The following is a 15,663-nucleotide window of genomic DNA, read 5'->3' on the forward strand; positions in this document are numbered from 1 at the left end:
TGAACAGATGTTTTCGCGTTGATCGCTTTTTTTTAATGGAGAGCAGATTTTTTTTCAAACCTTACGTCAAATCGGTGAACAAAACCACGGGACGATGGCAATTGTTGCCCCGCTTGAATACGGGGTGCTGAAAATGCTGGACGCAGGGTTAACTCTATGAACAAGGATAAAGGTTGCAGCGGGTATGGGGGTGCAACGCTTGACGCTAACGTTGAAGGGGATGGTAAAACGCTACACGATCGTTCTGAATGTATCGTCACGCGTCGTAAAAATAGGCATCGCAGACGCGTATCCCTTATGCACAGGGTATAGTGCGGTATAACGATGTTTAAACGCTTGGTTTTGGTGTATGCAAAGGGCGCATTATGAGGCGATAAAATAGGGGAATGGATACCTAAGTCTTTCGTGACCATTCAAAGGCTTTTGATCCCTCCGATAGGTTGCCTTTACGCTTTATGGGATCAAAGCGCTGCCAATAAAATAAGGAGCTTGTACGTCTTTTTCGCATTGCAAAACGGCGGGTTTTTTATCGTATGGTTTAATGAAATGTATGCCCGAGTGTGGCTTGAATTTTTAAACCAGACGCCTGGATTAATGCTAGAAAAATACCGACCGCTCTTTCGAACAACGGAATTCCTTTGGCTATCCCCATCCTGGGTATCAAGACGATTTAATAAACCTGTGGGCTGGTTGGGATGTATGCAATCCGTTCGTAAACCCTACTTTGGTGTTTGGCTATCCCCATCCTGCGTATCGAGACGATTTAATAACCTGCGGGCTGGCTGGGATGTATGCAATCCGTTCATAAACCCTACTTTGGTTTTGGCTGCCTCCATCGTGGGTATCGAGACGATTGAATAACCTGCGGGCTGGCTGGGGTGTATGAAATCCGGTCATAAACCCTATTCTGGCATTTGATGGCGTTAAACGATACCCCTTGTGTGGGTAAAAGTAAGAGAGAACGTATGTCCTCAAAAAAGAAAAAATTATTTCAAACGGTACCCCACCCTGTAGAGGGCGCCCATCATCCTCAAAATGTTGGGTTGTTTCGAACGTATGCTCCATTGCCAGGCGTGGTGGGCGAGGGAACGGAACCGATCCTTGTTAACGATCAAACCATCGGCGCGTTTGGCAATTATAATTTGACCAATAATCCTCTAACCACGTTATTTGAAGAGGGGATTGGCTTTCCAGGGTATCCCTATCTCTCGCAATTGTCCTTAAGGGGGGAGTATCGGTTAATCGTTGAGACCCGAGCCGAAGAAGCAACCCGAGAATGGATTGAACTGACCCCTCCTAAAGAGAGTTCTTTTGATAAAATAGAACAGATCAACGCCGAGCTTAGACGGTTGGATGTACAAGGGCTACTCCGTAAAATGTTGTGTACGGAGGGGTATTTTGGTCTAGCGCATCTTTATATTGATTTGGAAACGGCACGCCAGGATGAGGAAGAAAAAGCAGCCCCGTTGTACCTGAGTTCCAAAAAAATTAAAAAAGGAGAGCTCAAAGGGTTTCGATTGATCAATCCCAATTGGGTGACGCCGGTGGCGTATAATGCCCAAGACCCCTTAAGCGATGATTTTTATAAACCCTCCCTCTGGTGGGTATTGGGACAACAAATTCATCAATCGCGTTTGTTAACGTTGGTCACCCAACCGGTACCCGACCTGTTAAAACCCGCGTATAATTTTGGTGGCATACCGTTTGCGTTTATGTGCAAACCTTATGTGGACAATTGGCTACGCACTCGACAATCGGTCTCTGATTTGATTAAGTCTTTTTCCACCATGGTGTTGAAAACGGACCTTTCACAATTGTTGAGCCCTGGGTGTGAAGAGCTCAGCAAGCGCGCCGAACTGATGGCGGCGTATCGCGACAATCGCGGCTTGCAAATTGTTGATAAAGAGACCGAAGATTTAATCAATGTTTCGGTATCGCTGAACGGTTTGGATAAGTTGCAGGCCCAATCGCAAGAGCATATGGCCGCCATTGCCGGTATTCCTTTGGTTAAATTGCTGGGGATCACCCCGTCGGGGTTAAATGCTTCCTCGGATGGGGAAATACGCTGTTTTTACGATAAAATTTCTGCGCTTCAAGAGGCGCATCTCAAGCCAATTCTAAGTAAGATTTTGGAGTTAATACAGTTGCATCTTTTTAGCGAGACTGAGCCCACTTTGGATTTTTATTTTTCTTCGTTATGGCAATTGGATGGGGTGGAGCAATCCAAAATTCGCGTCAATCAATCGCAAACGTTGGGTAAGTTGGTTCAATCGCGTATTCTTTCACCGGATGAAGCGAGAAAAAGCTTAACCAATCCGGCACATGCGCCCTTACTCTATGGGGTTGATCCCCCTGCGAACGCTCGCTCAAAGCGGTCATCTTCGCCGTCCACTCAAAAAAAATCTTCCCGTTCGGCTTCTCAAAAAACATCGTGAGGCATCTACCCTCCCTTTAAAAGGATCCGAGGTTTCAAATCGGGTTGGTTAAGGGTGGGGAATATCGGTTTAAACGTCGGCGTCAAATGGCTGTGTTTACTGCGTTTGTTGAAAGTTTTTCCTATGCACCTTTTTAAAAAGCATTTCGCGGCACATTGCTAAGAGATCGAGCGCTTAGTGATATGTTTTTAGGGGGGGGGAATGTCGGTTTAAACGTCGACGTCAAATGGCTGTGTTTACTGCGTTTTATCAAAAGTTTTTCCTATGCACCTTTTTAAAAAGCATTTCGCGGCACATTGCTAAGAGGTCGAGCGCTTGGTTATATATTTTTAAGGGTAGGGAATATCGGTTTAAACGTCGACGTCAAACAATTGTGTTTATCGGGCTCTTTAAAACGGTTTTTATACAGTTTCTTAAAAAATATTTGAGGAAGATACCCCTTCGCAAGAAAAATCTAGGGCTTTTGATTAGATAATTTCAAAGAGACGATAGGTCTTCACACGTTCTCTTTAACAAAACATTTTCCTTTTTAAGCCCCTTCAATGTTTTTTTGCAAAAATAATACAAATCATACCTACCCACAAATGCTTTGCAATCAAGGGGGCTGCGTTAACGGTTAACGCCAAACTCTTGGGCAATGAAACGATCGTTCAGTTTACGCTTCTAAGAGATTTTTATAAACGCCTAAAGGCTCTTGCATCCGATGAGGGTCATAAAGAACTTCGATGTTGGTTACACTGTCAGCGTTAACCCTTTCCGCATCGTATAAATGATTTTTCTGTTTACGCTCTTGAAAACATTTTGAGGCACCTCGTAAAGACGTAGAGCGTTTCGTCATGTGTTTTCGGGGTGGTTATGGGTTTAAAAGCCAACGTTAAGCAACCTTGTCCCCGCACCATCAATAATCTCGGTTTACGTTTTATAAAGGGTTCTCATGACGATGCCTATTCATACAATGTTAGCATTTGATTCTGCCTCCATGCGTTTTGAGGAATGGAACGGGCATTTGCGGGTTGAGAATACGAATCTGACCAAAGCCAATGTTTGTGAATATTACGGTTTTGAAATCAGTAACTACCAAAAATATGGCTTGAACGCACGCCAACGCTATCGGTTTTATCGTTCGCCTGACGCGTTGCAACAGGCTTTGCCTTCGTTTAAGGAACGTCCGATTTTGTACGTTCACAAAGCTGCGGATGCCGATCATTTGGATAATTCCAAAGTCATCGGCACGACGGGTTCCGATCCGCAGTTTGATCCACCCTACGTTCAATGTTCCATCACCATTTGGGATGGGGATTATATCCAGGCCATTAAAGACAATCGACAAAAAGAGCTTTCGGCTTCGTATGCGTTTGTACCCCTGATGACCCCGGGTAACGTGAATGGCGAACCCTATGATGGCATTATGACTCATATTTATGTGGATCATATCGCTTTGGTTGAAGAAGGCCGTGCCGGCCATGATGTCCGAGTTTCCGATGAAAGGTTATTAAATTCTATGCAACACCAGCAAATTTTAAATCCCCTAGGCCTACGCGTACGGGACGCCTTATGCACCTTGCTCAATCAAGGGGTTACAAACGATGCGATGGGCGATGCGTTGTCCCAATCCATTCAAACCGCCAATGGCGTAAGTAAAATGGGATTTATTCCCATCATGGTAGCGCTTTGCAATCAAAGCGAATGGATTAGCGATGATCAACTTGATGCGATTAACGCGTGCTTGCAAGATATACTGAGCAATCCAGCACTCTCTGACCTACGGGATGAAGATCCTCTATATACGCTTAACGATCCTTTACCTCTGCAAGCCTCTGTCGATCCTGCACTGTCATCGCAAGCTTCCGATGCCCCTTCCCAGGGGGACCCCTCTCGCAGTCCTAAAGCCCAGCCTAAAACGCGTCAACAAGATAAACTCCCCGCCGCGGATGGGGCGATAGCAGAGGATTCAATCTCTATAGAAAAGCGCGCCGAAGCCCGGGTGCTTGCACGGTTAAGGGGGATTGAAGAAGCTCGGCTTTTGATTCGTCCGTTGGTCGGCAACGATTGGGCAATGGCATGCGATAGTGCCGAAGAAATCCTCCGTTCGTCCCTTGAATCGGCACTGGGTCAAGCCGTACCGGATGATGTCGGCATTGAAGGATTAAAATTTATGGTTAAACAGCTGCTGAATCAAAAGCAGCCTCACGCCAGGGTTGGGGATCGCCAATCCTATCGGCAGAACGATTTTGAACGGATTGGTTCCACACGATTACGGAGAATTTAATAATGGACTTTCAAGCAAAAGTAAATATGGGGATCGCCCAGGGATGGCATGGGGATTTCGCTTCAGCCAATCCCCATGTTTCCGTTTTAGGTAGCGACGGAATGTATCCAACGGGTACGGGTGGCGTAAAGGTAGGGTCGTTTGTGTGGGTGGATGAAACCACGTATTCGACGACGCCAGCCCTGGTCAACAAAGGAAGCGGCTCGCCCGTAGGGTTTGTGGCCAGAGAATGGAACGGGGTGATTACGTCCTGGCAAGCCGTGGTTTCCAATACTATCCCGCAAGGGGTTATGGTGACCGCGTATGCAAAAGGCGAATTTCTTGTTGTCCTGACCGAGGACGTGGGGGCGGTTAAACGCGGGGACGAGGTGTATGCCGATCCCACGACCGGTGCCCTCAGCAACGCGGCAACCAAAGGGGCCGTTACCACCCATTATACCTATACTGCGTCGGGCAATGTAGGGGATGTCGTTTCAATCTCGGCATGGATTTAAGGAAGCAATTTAATGAAACTGCAATTTTTTCAGCCCAAAAGCTGGTCACAGGATTCCATGCTGTTGGCGCAAGAATATGGTATCCATTTTCCTCAGGCGCAAGCGTATCTGTCCGAAGCATTGGTGAACGATGCCTCGTTTCAGCCGATAACGAGTGCCAACAATGGTATCCCCAGCATCTTAACTACGTTTATTGACCCGCAGTTAATTGATATTTTAATTGCCCCCCTAAAAGCAGCCGAGATTTATGGCGAAGCTAAAAAAGGCGACTGGTTGCACGACGATATGAAATTCGTTGTGGTGGAACCAGGGGGAACCACGCAAGCCTATGGCGATTTTAGCAATGGGGGATCCACGTCCATTAACGCAGAATTTCCTAGTCGTCAGCAATTTTTGGTACAAACCTTGGTGCATTATGGGGATCGTGAAATTGGCCGTGCCGGGCTGGCCAATATTGATCTTCCCGCACGGCAGCGGCTGGCTGGGGCAACGACCTTAAATATTTGGCAAAACAATAATTATTTTTTTGGTCAACAATTTTTGCAAAATTACGGTGCGTTAAACGATCCGAATTTACCTGCCGCTATTACACCAGGCAGCAAAAAAGCCGGTGGCAATTCGTGGAAAAATGCTACGGCTCTGGAAATTTTTGACGACATCCAAACGTTGTATACTCAGCTTACCACGCAAACCAAGGGTGTGGTCAATTTGGATAATGCGGTCAGCATGAATTCCCCCTTAAAATTGGTTCTTTCGAATATCTCGCAGGCGTATTTTTTAAGACCCAATGAATACGGTATTTCGGCCATGAAATACATTAAGGATGCGTTTCCGAACTTGGTGCATTTCAGTGCCCCACAGCTGTCCACAGCCGCGGGAGAGTTGGTGCAATTGTTCGTTGAATCCTATGGCGGGGTGGATACGTTTACCTGTGCATTTTCTGAAAAATTACGCAGCCATGGGGTGGTTCGTGAATTGTCGTCTTACAAAGAAAAATTAACCCAAGGTGCCTGGGGAACTATTCTCACACGGCCGGTTTTGGTTGCTCAAATGCTGGGGGTTTAATCATGTCCGATGACGTTATCGTAAGCTGTAAATTGCTGCACGGACTGTATTTGGATGTCAAGGGTAAACGTATTCGACTGAACGGCATTATGCATAGCAAATATATCGAACGGTTGAGCTTTACCCCGGATCCCCAGGCGGTGGGTTTGACCAAAGTGCCAAGAGAATTTTGGCAAGCGTGGCTGGCCGAACATCAAACGTATGAACCCGTTCTTAAAGGCTTAATTTTCGCCTCAGAAAAAAAACAAGACGCTTTGGATGAGGCCAAAGAAAAGACCGGTGTCAAACATGGGTTGGAGAGGATCAGTAACGATGACTTACCCCACAACGTCCAACGTATCGCCGCCGGTCAAGCCGTCTGAGTTCGATTGGTCAGAGTGGGTGGCCAGTTTTCCCGAACTGGAAAACGCCTTCCCACCCCATCAGGTCGCCGCGTTGGCAACGCGTGCCGCCCTTTATTTTACGCCAGGAACGCGCAGCGTGGTGGGTTGTCCCACCGCACGGAAAATTCTGTATTACCTGTTGATTGCGCATTGGGTTTGCCTGCAAAAACAAGCCCAAGGGGGGGATACCCTCTTGGGGCCCTTGCAACGGGTAACGGAAGGCTCGCTCTCGCTTTCAGTGGACACCAGTGGTTTGCACAAGATTGATCCATGGTTATCCCAAACGCGTTATGGGCAAGAATTCTGGGCGCTTTCGCGTAAATACCGCAGCACGTTTTACATTCAACCCATCACTGATCCTCGGTACCGCATTTTTCCCTAAATGGGACACCAATGGTTTGTATAAGATTGATCTATGGTTATTCTAAACGCGTTATGGAGAGGAATTCTAGGCGCTTTCGGGTAAATACCGCAGCACGTTTTACATTCAACCCATCCCTGATCCTCGGTATCGCATTTTTCCCTAAATGGTCAGACCAGTGGTTTGTATAAGATTGATCTATGGTTATTCTAAACGCGTTATGGAGAGGAATTCTGGGCGCTTTCGGGTAAATACCGCACCATCTTTTGCGTTCTATTCATAGTTGATGCTCTGATTGATGGAAGAGGATGCCGAAAAGATTTGAATTGTATGTCGGTTAGCCGTTGAAAAGACACGCCCTTGCCCTGGTAAAAGAAAGGTTAAAGCGCCTCTTGCCTCTTTATCAGCTCTGCTGTCCTGTTCAATAAAGACGATGGATGAATGGCTTAAAATTCCAGTATGTTCAACGTCAATCCCTTTCAAAAATATCATGCAAGGGGTTTACGTAAAACCGCTTCTAACCCTGAGCAAAGGGTTATTCGTCGATGAAGGATTAAGCGTTGCATTATCCATAATGTTACCATTCCATGTGCGTATTCATGATCTATGTTCGTTGCGTTATTACATGAAGATAACCATATAACAAATTGATTTTAAATAATTTTATGGTTACACCATGGGGCGATTCAGATGGTCGCAGCCTTCCTTATACGGCGGATTTGAACACCAAGTGATTTCAACAATTCTTGATGCTTCTATAAGCGTAACATTCGTGTTGCGCATGGTACGTACTTCGACTCGGTGTGGGTTTCGGTTTCTACATCTATTTCTATTTCAGAGGTCTATATTTCCATGTGTACATCAAAAGGACACTCCAATCATGAAGAAAAAATCTATTCAAACGCAGATAATTTCTCAAGTGAATCCGATAACCTCGCTAACCGTGAACAAAATAACGGAGCAAGAGATTCTGCACCTGCTACAGGAATGGAACGAGGACGAGGAAAGGGAACTTCAGGAGGAATTTCACCAGAACCTACACCATGCGATCCGAGCTTATCTTTAGAAACGGGCGAGCTGGTGATTGGATGTAAACACCCCAATGGGTTGGTCATTCGTTACAATGGCCAGTCTCTCTTGCTGCTCGGGTCAAACGACATGCCTAAACGGTCTGCGCTTCAATCTTATGGCAGTATAGGCTTTACGCGCGTTCCCCGTTCGTTTTGGTCAGGATTTTTAAGCATGAATCCAGAGTGGCTAGCCTTGCAAAATGGCTCGGTTTTTGTTTCCGATACGCAAGATGCGTAGCCTAGCAAGGAAAGCCATTCAAAGCTTAAAATACGGAGACATCCCCTATACAAAAGGGTGGGTCCACACGGGTTTCGATTACAATTTCTCATGCGAAATCAAGGCTTTGGTAGTAAAGCTTTGGTATCGCATCTTCCCTTGATAAGGTCACACCAGTGATTTGCATTAAAATGATCCGTGGTTGTCCCAACGCGTTAGGGGGAGGAGTTTTGGACCCTTTGACTAAATGCCGGAGCAATTTTTGTCATAAACATCGCTTGCGTTAAACCTCAGGCATGAAGGAAATGCAGAGGTAAGCTTTTGCGTGAGGACAATATGTTTTGATGGATGTATTTTTAAAAGCGACGGCGCCCAGGAAGGCGAGGGAATACGAAAATGGCAAGTTTTTCAGGGAATAAATTTGCGCAAGCTCTTTTAAATACCCTTACCCCCCATGCGTCTGTATTGACGTTGAACATTGGTTTTAATGAGGCTGATTCTTCAACCCATGCCAAAGATCCTTCGCTTCAGCAACTGGCGCAACTTAGAGAATATGGGGGATGGACGGATACCCCTTTACCAAACCCTTCTAACGCTTCTGATCTTTCTTCTCATGTTCCCATTTCAGCACAGTTTCATACCTCAGGGGCAGTCGGTCAGGCAACGTGGTCGGTGCGCAAATCCTTGCTTATCCCCGCAAAGTTTTTTTTTCGCACCGCTATTTCTGCGTGTGAATCGCAATGGAAACGAGCGTTTGTGCGTTACCTTAAGGAATCTCGATTTAATGGGACCCGTGCGCTCATGCAGCTGGGGGACCAGGTGGTTCATGACCTACGCCAACAGTTGATGAACCATCATGAGTCCGAAGATCCAGCCCTTGCAGCGCTGGACGAACGGTTAAGTCACGCGTTAACGTGGCAGGTGCACGAGCGTTAAGTACATTTTTGGAAACGGTATCCATGCAGAGTTTGAGTATGATCCTGGTAAATGTATGGATTCATTTTGTCAAAGCGAGGGCATGTTACTAACGTAAACCTGTAAAACAATAGGGGCGTTGTAACTTTCATCGCTTGTGCTTGACCCTGACCTACACCGCTTGGGTTGATTGTATAAATAAACGATTGAACGAAACTGTGCCGCTTGCAGCGCGTACGCTTTTACCGTTACGCATCGGTTCGCACGCAAACGTTTCATCAGAGAAAATAGGCACGGGTTTATTCCATTTTATGTTTCCCTATAAGCGTAGTGGTTAGAGGAATAGTGTTGATTTCTTGATGGAATTATAGGGAATGGGCAGGTGAACGTTTACGGCAATCCAAAAAATGCCAAAACGAACAGTTTTTAATTTTAATTCAACGCAGCCAAACCTCCCATTTACTTGCGCAGAAGCGATCGGTAAAAAGTTTTCCCATGAAAAAAGCGCGATTACGATACATATGCCTACGTTCTAGGCTGTTATGTCTTGATGGATGCATTCTAGAGAAAGCTAAATTTTTAATATATGTTTTGGATCCATGAATTATCCTGGGATTAGGGCTACTTTATAGGTAACAGTTCTCCATAGGTTTGCACTCTATGCTCTAATACGAGGCTTCCCCAATTTTAATCTTTGGCAACGTGTAGCTTCCCCCTTGAACGTAAAGCCAAGCAAGAATCCCCATCGCTTTAGAATGAGGCTGTTTTAAGAACATTGTTTGTGGCTAACGTATATCAGTTAAGGGTTCGTTCTTTAGAAACACAATCCCTAGGATTTCTGCACGGTGTGTTCTTACTCTATTTCCAACTCTGTTCCATTGCTTGATTGGCCAAAAAGGTACCCTAATGGGGGGTAGGTCATCGCTTAGAGGAAAAAAAATGAAGTGTTTTGAGATTATTTGCGGCGCCCTTCATCGGCTTTATCCTAATGTTCAAGGGGTGTTATGTCGTGCGAAATCCTCTTTCACGCCGTCCTTAGCCGCGCCTGAATACGAGGATCCTGAGCCGATTGAAATTCAAGTCCAATCGGCCAAAAGTGAGATGCTAGCCCAGAAAGATTACCTCAATCAACAAGGGGAACTAAAGCTCGTTTATTCCCCTGTCCCTTTGTTTGGTGTGGATCGGTTCTTGGGCAAAGGGGGCGATATATTAGAATTTATGGGAAGGCGATGGCTGGTGGTGCAACGTTTGGAAAGTTGGGAAAATTCGCACTGGTGCAAAGTGTTGGTACAAGCTCAGCTAGACCCTCCTCTGGAAGATGACGCAAAGGTCGACGATTATGTCCACTGAACGCAGTATGAAAAGCTTAAACCACGACGACGCGATGAAGTTACGTCAAGCGGATACGCAGCTGCTGTATGAGGACATTGAACGTTTTCTTCGCAAAGCCGTTCCTTTATCGGGAATACCGCTCACCATCCTTAAAGGGCAGCTAAACCGGGTTGCCTCGCCCAAACCTCCGTTTATTTTACTGCAAGTTGTGTATGAAAAGTCTTTATCGTTAAATGAAACGCGTTACACGTCGCGCTATAAAATTATGCGCGATTACAGCGAATGCGCCATACAAATGGATTTTTACGGCAGTGATACCATTGCGTCGCAAAAGATGGCCAAATCGTTTTTGGTGCGGTTTAACGACCCGTGGGCGAGTGAGCAATTTGAACGCTATGGTCATGCTATAGCGCCCCTGTATTGCCAAACCATTACGCTTAAGGGCTATGTGACCGGTGAGCGGCAATTTGCGGATCGTTCCACCCTACAAGCCTATTTTTCACTATCCCCCGAATTTGGCGTGTCCCAAGACAGCGCCATAAATTTGAGGATGGTGTGAAGTGGGATGATGATTGAACCGAGTATTTTTTAGATTTTAGTGGAAGGTTAAGCGGGTTAAATCGGGTTTGCAGGGCAGAAGGATGTTCAATTTTATATGCAAACGTAAGCGTGCCATACGATAATGCTTGGGGTTTTAACGCTTTATTTACTTTCTTTGCAGGTAAAAAAAGGTAAAGTGAAACTCTCTATGTGGTGTTTTTGCGTTTCATGTATCCGAGTATTCATAATGCGTTCTCACGTTTTAACCTTTTTAACGCTATCCCTTTTTTTTACAGGATTTACCGAGCAAAGCCTTATGGCGCAATCCTCTACCGCCAGCGTGGTTATTCCAACTACTCGAACTATATCCTTTCCTACGGATAGCGCTGATAGCGCTAACCAGCCGATACAATTTTTTTATAATTCGTCACGTTCTACGCGAACAAATACCGTATCGCACCAGCTGTTAGATAAAAACACCTTTTATTTTACTGATAATCGCTATGGCAATCGTTACCATTTCAATGGGGACGTTACGACAAGCGGAAATTTAAGCAGTGGGGGTGCCTTCAATTCTAAAAATTGGAGTGTTTCCAACGAAAATATTTCCGTTAACAATTCCACGTCCACTACCCCCACTTTGTTTTTAAGTAACGATGGGTACGGCTACGATTGGGAAAACCTAAAACGCAATACGTTGATGATCGGTGGGGCAAACCGCTCAGCGATTGCTGGTATCAAAGCTTCGTGCCAAAATATTTCTGGCGGGGATTTGGGCGGGTCCTGTTATCAATTTACCGATATGGGGGGACAACAAGGTAACAACCGCAGTGGTGCAGGCCTATCCGATGGGATTAACATGGATATGCGGGCGACGGACAATTCGCCATTGGACGTCATTGGGGCCAATCAACTGATTCAAAACACCGATGGATCCTATCACGTTAAAGGTGTTCAATTGTTTCCCGCCACGGCAGTTGCTGTGGGTGCTACTCAGTTTAAGATTAAAGGGATGGTTGGCTGTGGCGTCGGTGTTGGTCAATCGCATTGTGAGCTAAGCGGTGCATCCGTTATTACCCTCGCAGGAAAAATTTTAACCACCACCAAGGTAACTGCAGGACCATACGATCCAACGACCCAAACGACCCTGATGCAGTTGGGTGACGGCAACACGCTGAATGCCCCCTTAACGGTTTCAACCCCTTTATCGGTTTTGTATTATTCTGGGGATGGAACCGCCTATGGGGTCAGCTTTGGTCAAGATGGGACGCCGGGGGCTTATGGTGCAGCGTATACACTAATTTATCCGGCTTTATCTTTAGAAGAACAAGCGTTGATCCTGAGCCGTATGGCTATATGGACCAATCTTGCCGACGGGATGCAAAGCACCGAAGGGGGAAGCAACGAAGACGACGCAAACGTCGATATGCCCAATTATTACTATGGATACAATTCCGGGATTGGGGTCGTTGCGATTAACCAAGCGAACATTGATCGCATCAACGCGGATACCACGTTGACGCCCGCGCAAAAGCAACAAGCCATTCGACTAAACCAGTACACGCGGATGAATGTTGAAACCAGTTATTACCCTGGAACGGCGGACGCAAAGGGGGGATGGCGAACGTTGGAGGCCTCTAATACAGGCGCCCACAATACGCCCCGATTTATTTTGGTTCAGCAAGGCAACACGATCGTTCAAAAGAATTCGGATGGGAGCCAGATTACCCCGCAATTGGATTATCGCTTAACCTATGCCTATCCGCAAACCGGAACGCTTACGCATAATTCCAATTACCACCATTACGCTCAACCGGCATTGTTTTTAGGATTGAACAATAAAAATTTTAATCTTTACGCCATGCAAGCGCACGTTGACGCACCGGATTCCATTACCCGTGCGTATGATAACGAATGGGATTTTTGGATGTTGCCTCGAAAAAATAATCCCAATGCGGCGGTCAATAGCCGTGGTTTGACCCTCACCTGGGGCAATTCAACGGGTCCTTTTGCGACCGGCAGTTATATGATGCGTTTGGCGGGATCAAACCTGATGCCGATTGGGATCAAAGTGGACGGTGTAAATCCGTATGGAGGATACACCGTTAGGAGTGATGCTGGTTTTTCCGTTCAACGATGGGCCTTTCCAAGCAATGCATATTTAAAAAATGTTAACGATATGATGTCCATTGCCGCCTTGGGTCAAGCCAAGACCAATCAAGGATCGTATCAATTGTTCTCCTATATGTCTAACGATGGCCAGGCCAACAACTCTTTGCATTTGGGGTTAACCAAACAGCCTTCCACCGACCCCTTGCATTATTTGGGATGGAACGATTCCCCTAATTGCCATAACGATGGGTCATGTACCATTTTGGGACAGGTTATTTTTGACCCTGCAGGATACAAAGGCGGCATTGCGCTGGGATCCGGTCAAGGTAAAACCACTCAGTTAGGAGTGATCGTCGATGCGAACAGTCAAGTCGTCGTCCCGCATAATGTCACGATTGACCAAACCCTAGCGGTCAAGAAAACCATCTTTGCGCATCAATTGATCAGTCCTTTGTCCACCCCATCCTCCTCCTCAGCGCCTTGTACAGCTGGAGAGTTCCGCGATGATGCCAACTACCATTACGTTTGTGTGGCTACCAACAAGTGGAAACGCGTGGCGTTGTCTGATTTTTGATGTTTAGCTCGACTTGACCCTTATGGGGTTAGTAGAGACAGTTAACGAAACCTTATGGATTGAGAAGTCGCATGGGATTTGAGCAAATATTACGAGCAAAAATAAAATGGCTTCGCCAACATGCGGGTTTGGTTAACAATTGTTTGTGCGGATGCGTGGGTCAAAAAGTCAAAATTGTATCCAATACGTCCAATATTGACTTAAATATATTTATTACGAACGTGCTTGGGGTTTTTTGATCTAAACCCAAACGAAGCTGTGTATCATACATTGTTTCCAACCCATACGTTGCTCCTTTTAACTCAAGAAATTACCCAAGAACGTTTAAAGAGTTTTTTGATTTCAATGGCATCTTCTTTAGCTGAGCCGCGGATTGAACGCTATTTCATTTTTATAATAAAATAGAAAATGCCGTTGATCCTTAGAAATCCAAGTTTTCCCATATCCTTCAACACACAGGGGGGGTCGTCAACGTGTCTATACACACTTGAAAGACCACCATGTTGAACAGGGTACGGATCTAAGTTTGCCACTTATCCTCTCCTAAAAATTGTTCGAAATATCTATAAATTGATACGAACGCGGTATGTACGGCGCGAAAGGCAAAGGATAAGTTGGTAGTCGGCGGAAAATACTTTCGCCAACCATGCGCCACATTGACCCCATTTGGATGCAGCATGGACGATGAATAGAGGGGTTAGCGCTCAATGAACACTGCATAATAGGAAAGAGGATGCGCTCTCACAGCGTTATTTTTCCTGAATTACTTATCCTTAAAGTGCATGGGGGGTTTTTAACCCACGTTATGAAGCGTGAACGTTCTGCTTAAAGTAGTGCGTCTAATCTTAATTTTCTATTTTTACATTAACATAAACTGGAGAAAGACTATGAGTCTCGTTGATCCTAATACTCCAAAAGATGCGCGTCCTCTGGGATTGCCGGATTCCGATAACCTTAAACTGGTATTTAGCGATGAATTCACTACCGCTGAATTGGATACAACCAAATGGACCGCCCGTGATCAAGATCGTGGTAAAGGAAATAGTGGCCTTGAATGGTGGTATAAATCCAGCAATGTGCGCAAGGCAACCGGTAACAATGCCCTTGCCATTGATGTGGGTAAAATTAGCGACACCGTTTATTCTGGTGGTCGGATTGATTCACAAGGTAAATTTGATTTTACTTTTGGTACGTTGGAGTGCCGGATGCACATTCCACCCACCATAGGACATCTTGCAGCCGCTTGGCTGCAATCTGCGGTTGGCCTTCCCGAAGGGCCGAATGTGACCGCGCGAACAGGCTCTGAAATTGATATTATCGAAAGCTTCAGTACCGAAAACCAGTACGCCGTAACCTTGCATTGGGGTGGGTATGGTCAGTATCATAAACAATCTTCCGTAACCGTAGCGGCCCCTAATCTGCACAATACGTGGTATCATACGCTTGGGCTAAGCTGGCAGTCGGATAAAATGTTGTTTACCTTTGATGGAAACATCATACGAACCATTACGGACGCCAATCTTATCAGCCAAGTGCGGGAATTTCCTATTTTTTCCAACGAAGTCATTTCGTTTGCTCAGGGGGATATTCGTAAGGCACCTTTGGATGCAAGTTGCACGGTATATGTTGATTACGTCCGTATCTGGCAATAAGAAGCCTGTAAAAACCTTTCTTCTTTTTATAAAATAACGATTGTATTTTATTATTTTATCGCAATGGTAGACAGGTAATCGCATTTTCGTACTTTTATACGATAGTTTTACCGTGTCATCGTCTGGGTTGTGTGATTGCCTTTTGTGAAATGGGCTTCCGCAAGCAACGGGGGGATCAATGCCCTGTTTTTGGGGTTTTTTGGGGATACAATACGCGATCTTTTTGTTTAAGCCAAGCCTACAC

General features: G+C 45.7%; 20 protein-coding genes. 14 read left to right on the forward strand and 6 right to left on the reverse strand.

All coding sequences use genetic code 11. The features are described from left to right. Positions 1 to 32: 32 nt before the first annotated feature. On the reverse strand, positions 33 to 413 hold the full coding sequence (locus tag AABE15_RS06955) for a hypothetical protein (RefSeq protein WP_338330565.1): 381 nt from the start codon (positions 411 to 413) through the stop codon (positions 33 to 35). Here AABE15_RS06955 and AABE15_RS06960 point away from each other — a divergent pair. Together AABE15_RS06960 and AABE15_RS06965 are read left to right on the forward strand one after the other, a co-directional pair. Further along, positions 406 to 861, forward strand: a complete 456-nt coding sequence (locus tag AABE15_RS06960; RefSeq protein WP_338330566.1) for a hypothetical protein — start codon at positions 406 to 408, stop codon at positions 859 to 861. The genes AABE15_RS06955 and AABE15_RS06960 overlap by 8 nt on opposite strands. Before the next feature lie 56 nt (positions 862 to 917). Next, a complete protein-coding gene (locus AABE15_RS06965) occupies positions 918 to 2,435 on the forward strand; it encodes a DUF1073 domain-containing protein (RefSeq protein WP_338330567.1) in 1,518 nt (505 codons plus the stop codon). 655 nt (positions 2,436 to 3,090) lie between these two features. On the opposite strand, the gene AABE15_RS06970 is transcribed toward AABE15_RS06965, so the two are convergent. Further along, positions 3,091 to 3,273 carry a hypothetical protein gene (locus AABE15_RS06970; protein WP_338330568.1) on the reverse strand — a complete coding sequence of 61 codons (183 nt, stop codon included), beginning with the start codon at positions 3,271 to 3,273 and terminating at the stop codon, positions 3,091 to 3,093. Between the two features lie 96 nt (positions 3,274 to 3,369). Between AABE15_RS06970 and AABE15_RS06975 the strand changes: the two genes are divergently transcribed. Then, positions 3,370 to 4,704, forward strand: a complete 1,335-nt coding sequence (locus AABE15_RS06975; protein WP_338330569.1) for a DUF2213 domain-containing protein — start codon at positions 3,370 to 3,372, stop codon at positions 4,702 to 4,704. Positions 4,705 to 4,714: 10 nt separating this feature from the next. Here the strand turns inward: AABE15_RS06975 and AABE15_RS06980 are convergent, their stop codons facing one another. Next, entirely contained in the window at positions 4,715 to 4,897 is a 183-nt protein-coding gene (locus AABE15_RS06980) for a hypothetical protein (RefSeq protein ID WP_338330570.1), read from the reverse strand. A 148-nt stretch (positions 4,898 to 5,045) separates the two neighbouring features. Here AABE15_RS06980 and AABE15_RS06985 point away from each other — a divergent pair, with 148 nt between their 5' ends. Genes AABE15_RS06985 through AABE15_RS09270 form a run of 4 tightly spaced genes read left to right on the forward strand, consistent with a single transcriptional unit; the run spans position 5,046 to position 7,028 of the window. Further along, positions 5,046 to 5,198, forward strand: a complete 153-nt coding sequence (locus AABE15_RS06985; RefSeq protein WP_338330571.1) for a hypothetical protein — start codon at positions 5,046 to 5,048, stop codon at positions 5,196 to 5,198. Between the two features lie 12 nt (positions 5,199 to 5,210). Continuing rightward, positions 5,211 to 6,263, forward strand: coding sequence for a major capsid family protein (locus AABE15_RS06990; protein ID WP_338330572.1), 1,053 nt, complete (start codon positions 5,211 to 5,213; stop codon positions 6,261 to 6,263). Between the two features lie 2 nt (positions 6,264 to 6,265). Next, positions 6,266 to 6,625: a hypothetical protein gene (locus tag AABE15_RS06995; protein ID WP_338330573.1), complete on the forward strand. Its 360-nt coding sequence runs from the start codon at positions 6,266 to 6,268 to the stop codon at positions 6,623 to 6,625. Then, complete coding sequence (locus AABE15_RS09270; RefSeq protein WP_408870263.1) at positions 6,576 to 7,028, forward strand: DUF4054 domain-containing protein; 453 nt, start codon at positions 6,576 to 6,578, stop codon at positions 7,026 to 7,028. The genes AABE15_RS06995 and AABE15_RS09270 overlap by 50 nt, the downstream gene beginning before the upstream one ends. 252 nt (positions 7,029 to 7,280) lie before the next feature. On the opposite strand, the gene AABE15_RS07005 is transcribed toward AABE15_RS09270, so the two are convergent. Further along, entirely contained in the window at positions 7,281 to 7,499 is a 219-nt protein-coding gene (locus AABE15_RS07005) for a hypothetical protein (protein WP_338330575.1), read from the reverse strand. Between the two features lie 360 nt (positions 7,500 to 7,859). Here AABE15_RS07005 and AABE15_RS07010 point away from each other — a divergent pair, with 360 nt between their 5' ends. Beyond that, on the forward strand, positions 7,860 to 8,315 hold the full coding sequence (locus tag AABE15_RS07010; RefSeq protein WP_338330576.1) for a hypothetical protein: 456 nt from the start codon (positions 7,860 to 7,862) through the stop codon (positions 8,313 to 8,315). A 375-nt stretch (positions 8,316 to 8,690) separates the two neighbouring features. Next, a complete protein-coding gene (locus AABE15_RS07015) occupies positions 8,691 to 9,230 on the forward strand; it encodes a hypothetical protein (RefSeq protein WP_338330577.1) in 540 nt (179 codons plus the stop codon). A 151-nt stretch (positions 9,231 to 9,381) separates the two neighbouring features. Here AABE15_RS07015 and AABE15_RS07020 read toward each other — a convergent pair whose 3' ends face one another. Continuing rightward, on the reverse strand, positions 9,382 to 9,504 hold the full coding sequence (locus AABE15_RS07020; RefSeq protein ID WP_338330578.1) for a hypothetical protein: 123 nt from the start codon (positions 9,502 to 9,504) through the stop codon (positions 9,382 to 9,384). A gap of 644 nt (positions 9,505 to 10,148) precedes the next feature. Here AABE15_RS07020 and AABE15_RS07025 point away from each other — a divergent pair. The 4 genes from AABE15_RS07025 (at position 10,149) to AABE15_RS07040 (ending at position 14,006) form a co-directional block, all read left to right on the forward strand. Further along, a complete protein-coding gene (locus AABE15_RS07025; RefSeq protein ID WP_338330579.1) occupies positions 10,149 to 10,559 on the forward strand; it encodes a hypothetical protein in 411 nt (136 codons plus the stop codon). Beyond that, positions 10,549 to 11,100 (forward strand): hypothetical protein, encoded by a 552-nt coding sequence (locus tag AABE15_RS07030; RefSeq protein WP_338330580.1) that lies wholly within the window; start codon positions 10,549 to 10,551, stop codon positions 11,098 to 11,100. The genes AABE15_RS07025 and AABE15_RS07030 overlap by 11 nt, the downstream gene beginning before the upstream one ends. Before the next feature lie 228 nt (positions 11,101 to 11,328). Further along, positions 11,329 to 13,767, forward strand: coding sequence for a hypothetical protein (locus tag AABE15_RS07035; protein ID WP_338330581.1), 2,439 nt, complete (start codon positions 11,329 to 11,331; stop codon positions 13,765 to 13,767). A 71-nt stretch (positions 13,768 to 13,838) separates the two neighbouring features. Further along, positions 13,839 to 14,006, forward strand: a complete 168-nt coding sequence (locus tag AABE15_RS07040; protein ID WP_338330582.1) for a hypothetical protein — start codon at positions 13,839 to 13,841, stop codon at positions 14,004 to 14,006. Between the two features lie 141 nt (positions 14,007 to 14,147). Here AABE15_RS07040 and AABE15_RS07045 read toward each other — a convergent pair whose 3' ends face one another. Further along, positions 14,148 to 14,300 (reverse strand): hypothetical protein, encoded by a 153-nt coding sequence (locus AABE15_RS07045; protein WP_338330583.1) that lies wholly within the window; start codon positions 14,298 to 14,300, stop codon positions 14,148 to 14,150. A 354-nt stretch (positions 14,301 to 14,654) separates the two neighbouring features. Between AABE15_RS07045 and AABE15_RS07050 the strand changes: the two genes are divergently transcribed. Beyond that, the gene (locus AABE15_RS07050; protein ID WP_338330584.1) at positions 14,655 to 15,419 is read left to right on the forward strand and encodes a glycoside hydrolase family 16 protein; all 765 of its coding nucleotides are present in this window, start codon (positions 14,655 to 14,657) and stop codon (positions 15,417 to 15,419) included. The last annotated feature ends 244 nt before the right edge of the window (positions 15,420 to 15,663 follow it).

The sequence above is a fragment of the Commensalibacter sp. Nvir genome (assembly GCF_963921845.1).
Taxonomy (GTDB): domain Bacteria; phylum Pseudomonadota; class Alphaproteobacteria; order Acetobacterales; family Acetobacteraceae; genus Commensalibacter.

Coding starts and splice junctions, on each gene's coding strand:
- AABE15_RS06955 (WP_338330565.1), bottom strand. CDS start 413: ATGGTCACGAAAGACTTAGGTATCCATTCCCCTATTTTATCGCCTCAT.
- AABE15_RS06965 (WP_338330567.1), top strand. CDS start 918: ATGGCGTTAAACGATACCCCTTGTGTGGGTAAAAGTAAGAGAGAACGT.
- AABE15_RS06970 (WP_338330568.1), bottom strand. CDS start 3,273: ATGACGAAACGCTCTACGTCTTTACGAGGTGCCTCAAAATGTTTTCAA.
- AABE15_RS06975 (WP_338330569.1), top strand. CDS start 3,370: ATGACGATGCCTATTCATACAATGTTAGCATTTGATTCTGCCTCCATG.
- AABE15_RS06990 (WP_338330572.1), top strand. CDS start 5,211: ATGAAACTGCAATTTTTTCAGCCCAAAAGCTGGTCACAGGATTCCATG.
- AABE15_RS06995 (WP_338330573.1), top strand. CDS start 6,266: ATGTCCGATGACGTTATCGTAAGCTGTAAATTGCTGCACGGACTGTAT.
- AABE15_RS09270 (WP_408870263.1), top strand. CDS start 6,576: ATGACTTACCCCACAACGTCCAACGTATCGCCGCCGGTCAAGCCGTCT.
- AABE15_RS07005 (WP_338330575.1), bottom strand. CDS start 7,499: ATGATATTTTTGAAAGGGATTGACGTTGAACATACTGGAATTTTAAGC.
- AABE15_RS07010 (WP_338330576.1), top strand. CDS start 7,860: ATGTGTACATCAAAAGGACACTCCAATCATGAAGAAAAAATCTATTCA.
- AABE15_RS07015 (WP_338330577.1), top strand. CDS start 8,691: ATGGCAAGTTTTTCAGGGAATAAATTTGCGCAAGCTCTTTTAAATACC.
- AABE15_RS07025 (WP_338330579.1), top strand. CDS start 10,149: ATGAAGTGTTTTGAGATTATTTGCGGCGCCCTTCATCGGCTTTATCCT.
- AABE15_RS07030 (WP_338330580.1), top strand. CDS start 10,549: ATGTCCACTGAACGCAGTATGAAAAGCTTAAACCACGACGACGCGATG.
- AABE15_RS07035 (WP_338330581.1), top strand. CDS start 11,329: ATGCGTTCTCACGTTTTAACCTTTTTAACGCTATCCCTTTTTTTTACA.
- AABE15_RS07040 (WP_338330582.1), top strand. CDS start 13,839: ATGGGATTTGAGCAAATATTACGAGCAAAAATAAAATGGCTTCGCCAA.
- AABE15_RS07050 (WP_338330584.1), top strand. CDS start 14,655: ATGAGTCTCGTTGATCCTAATACTCCAAAAGATGCGCGTCCTCTGGGA.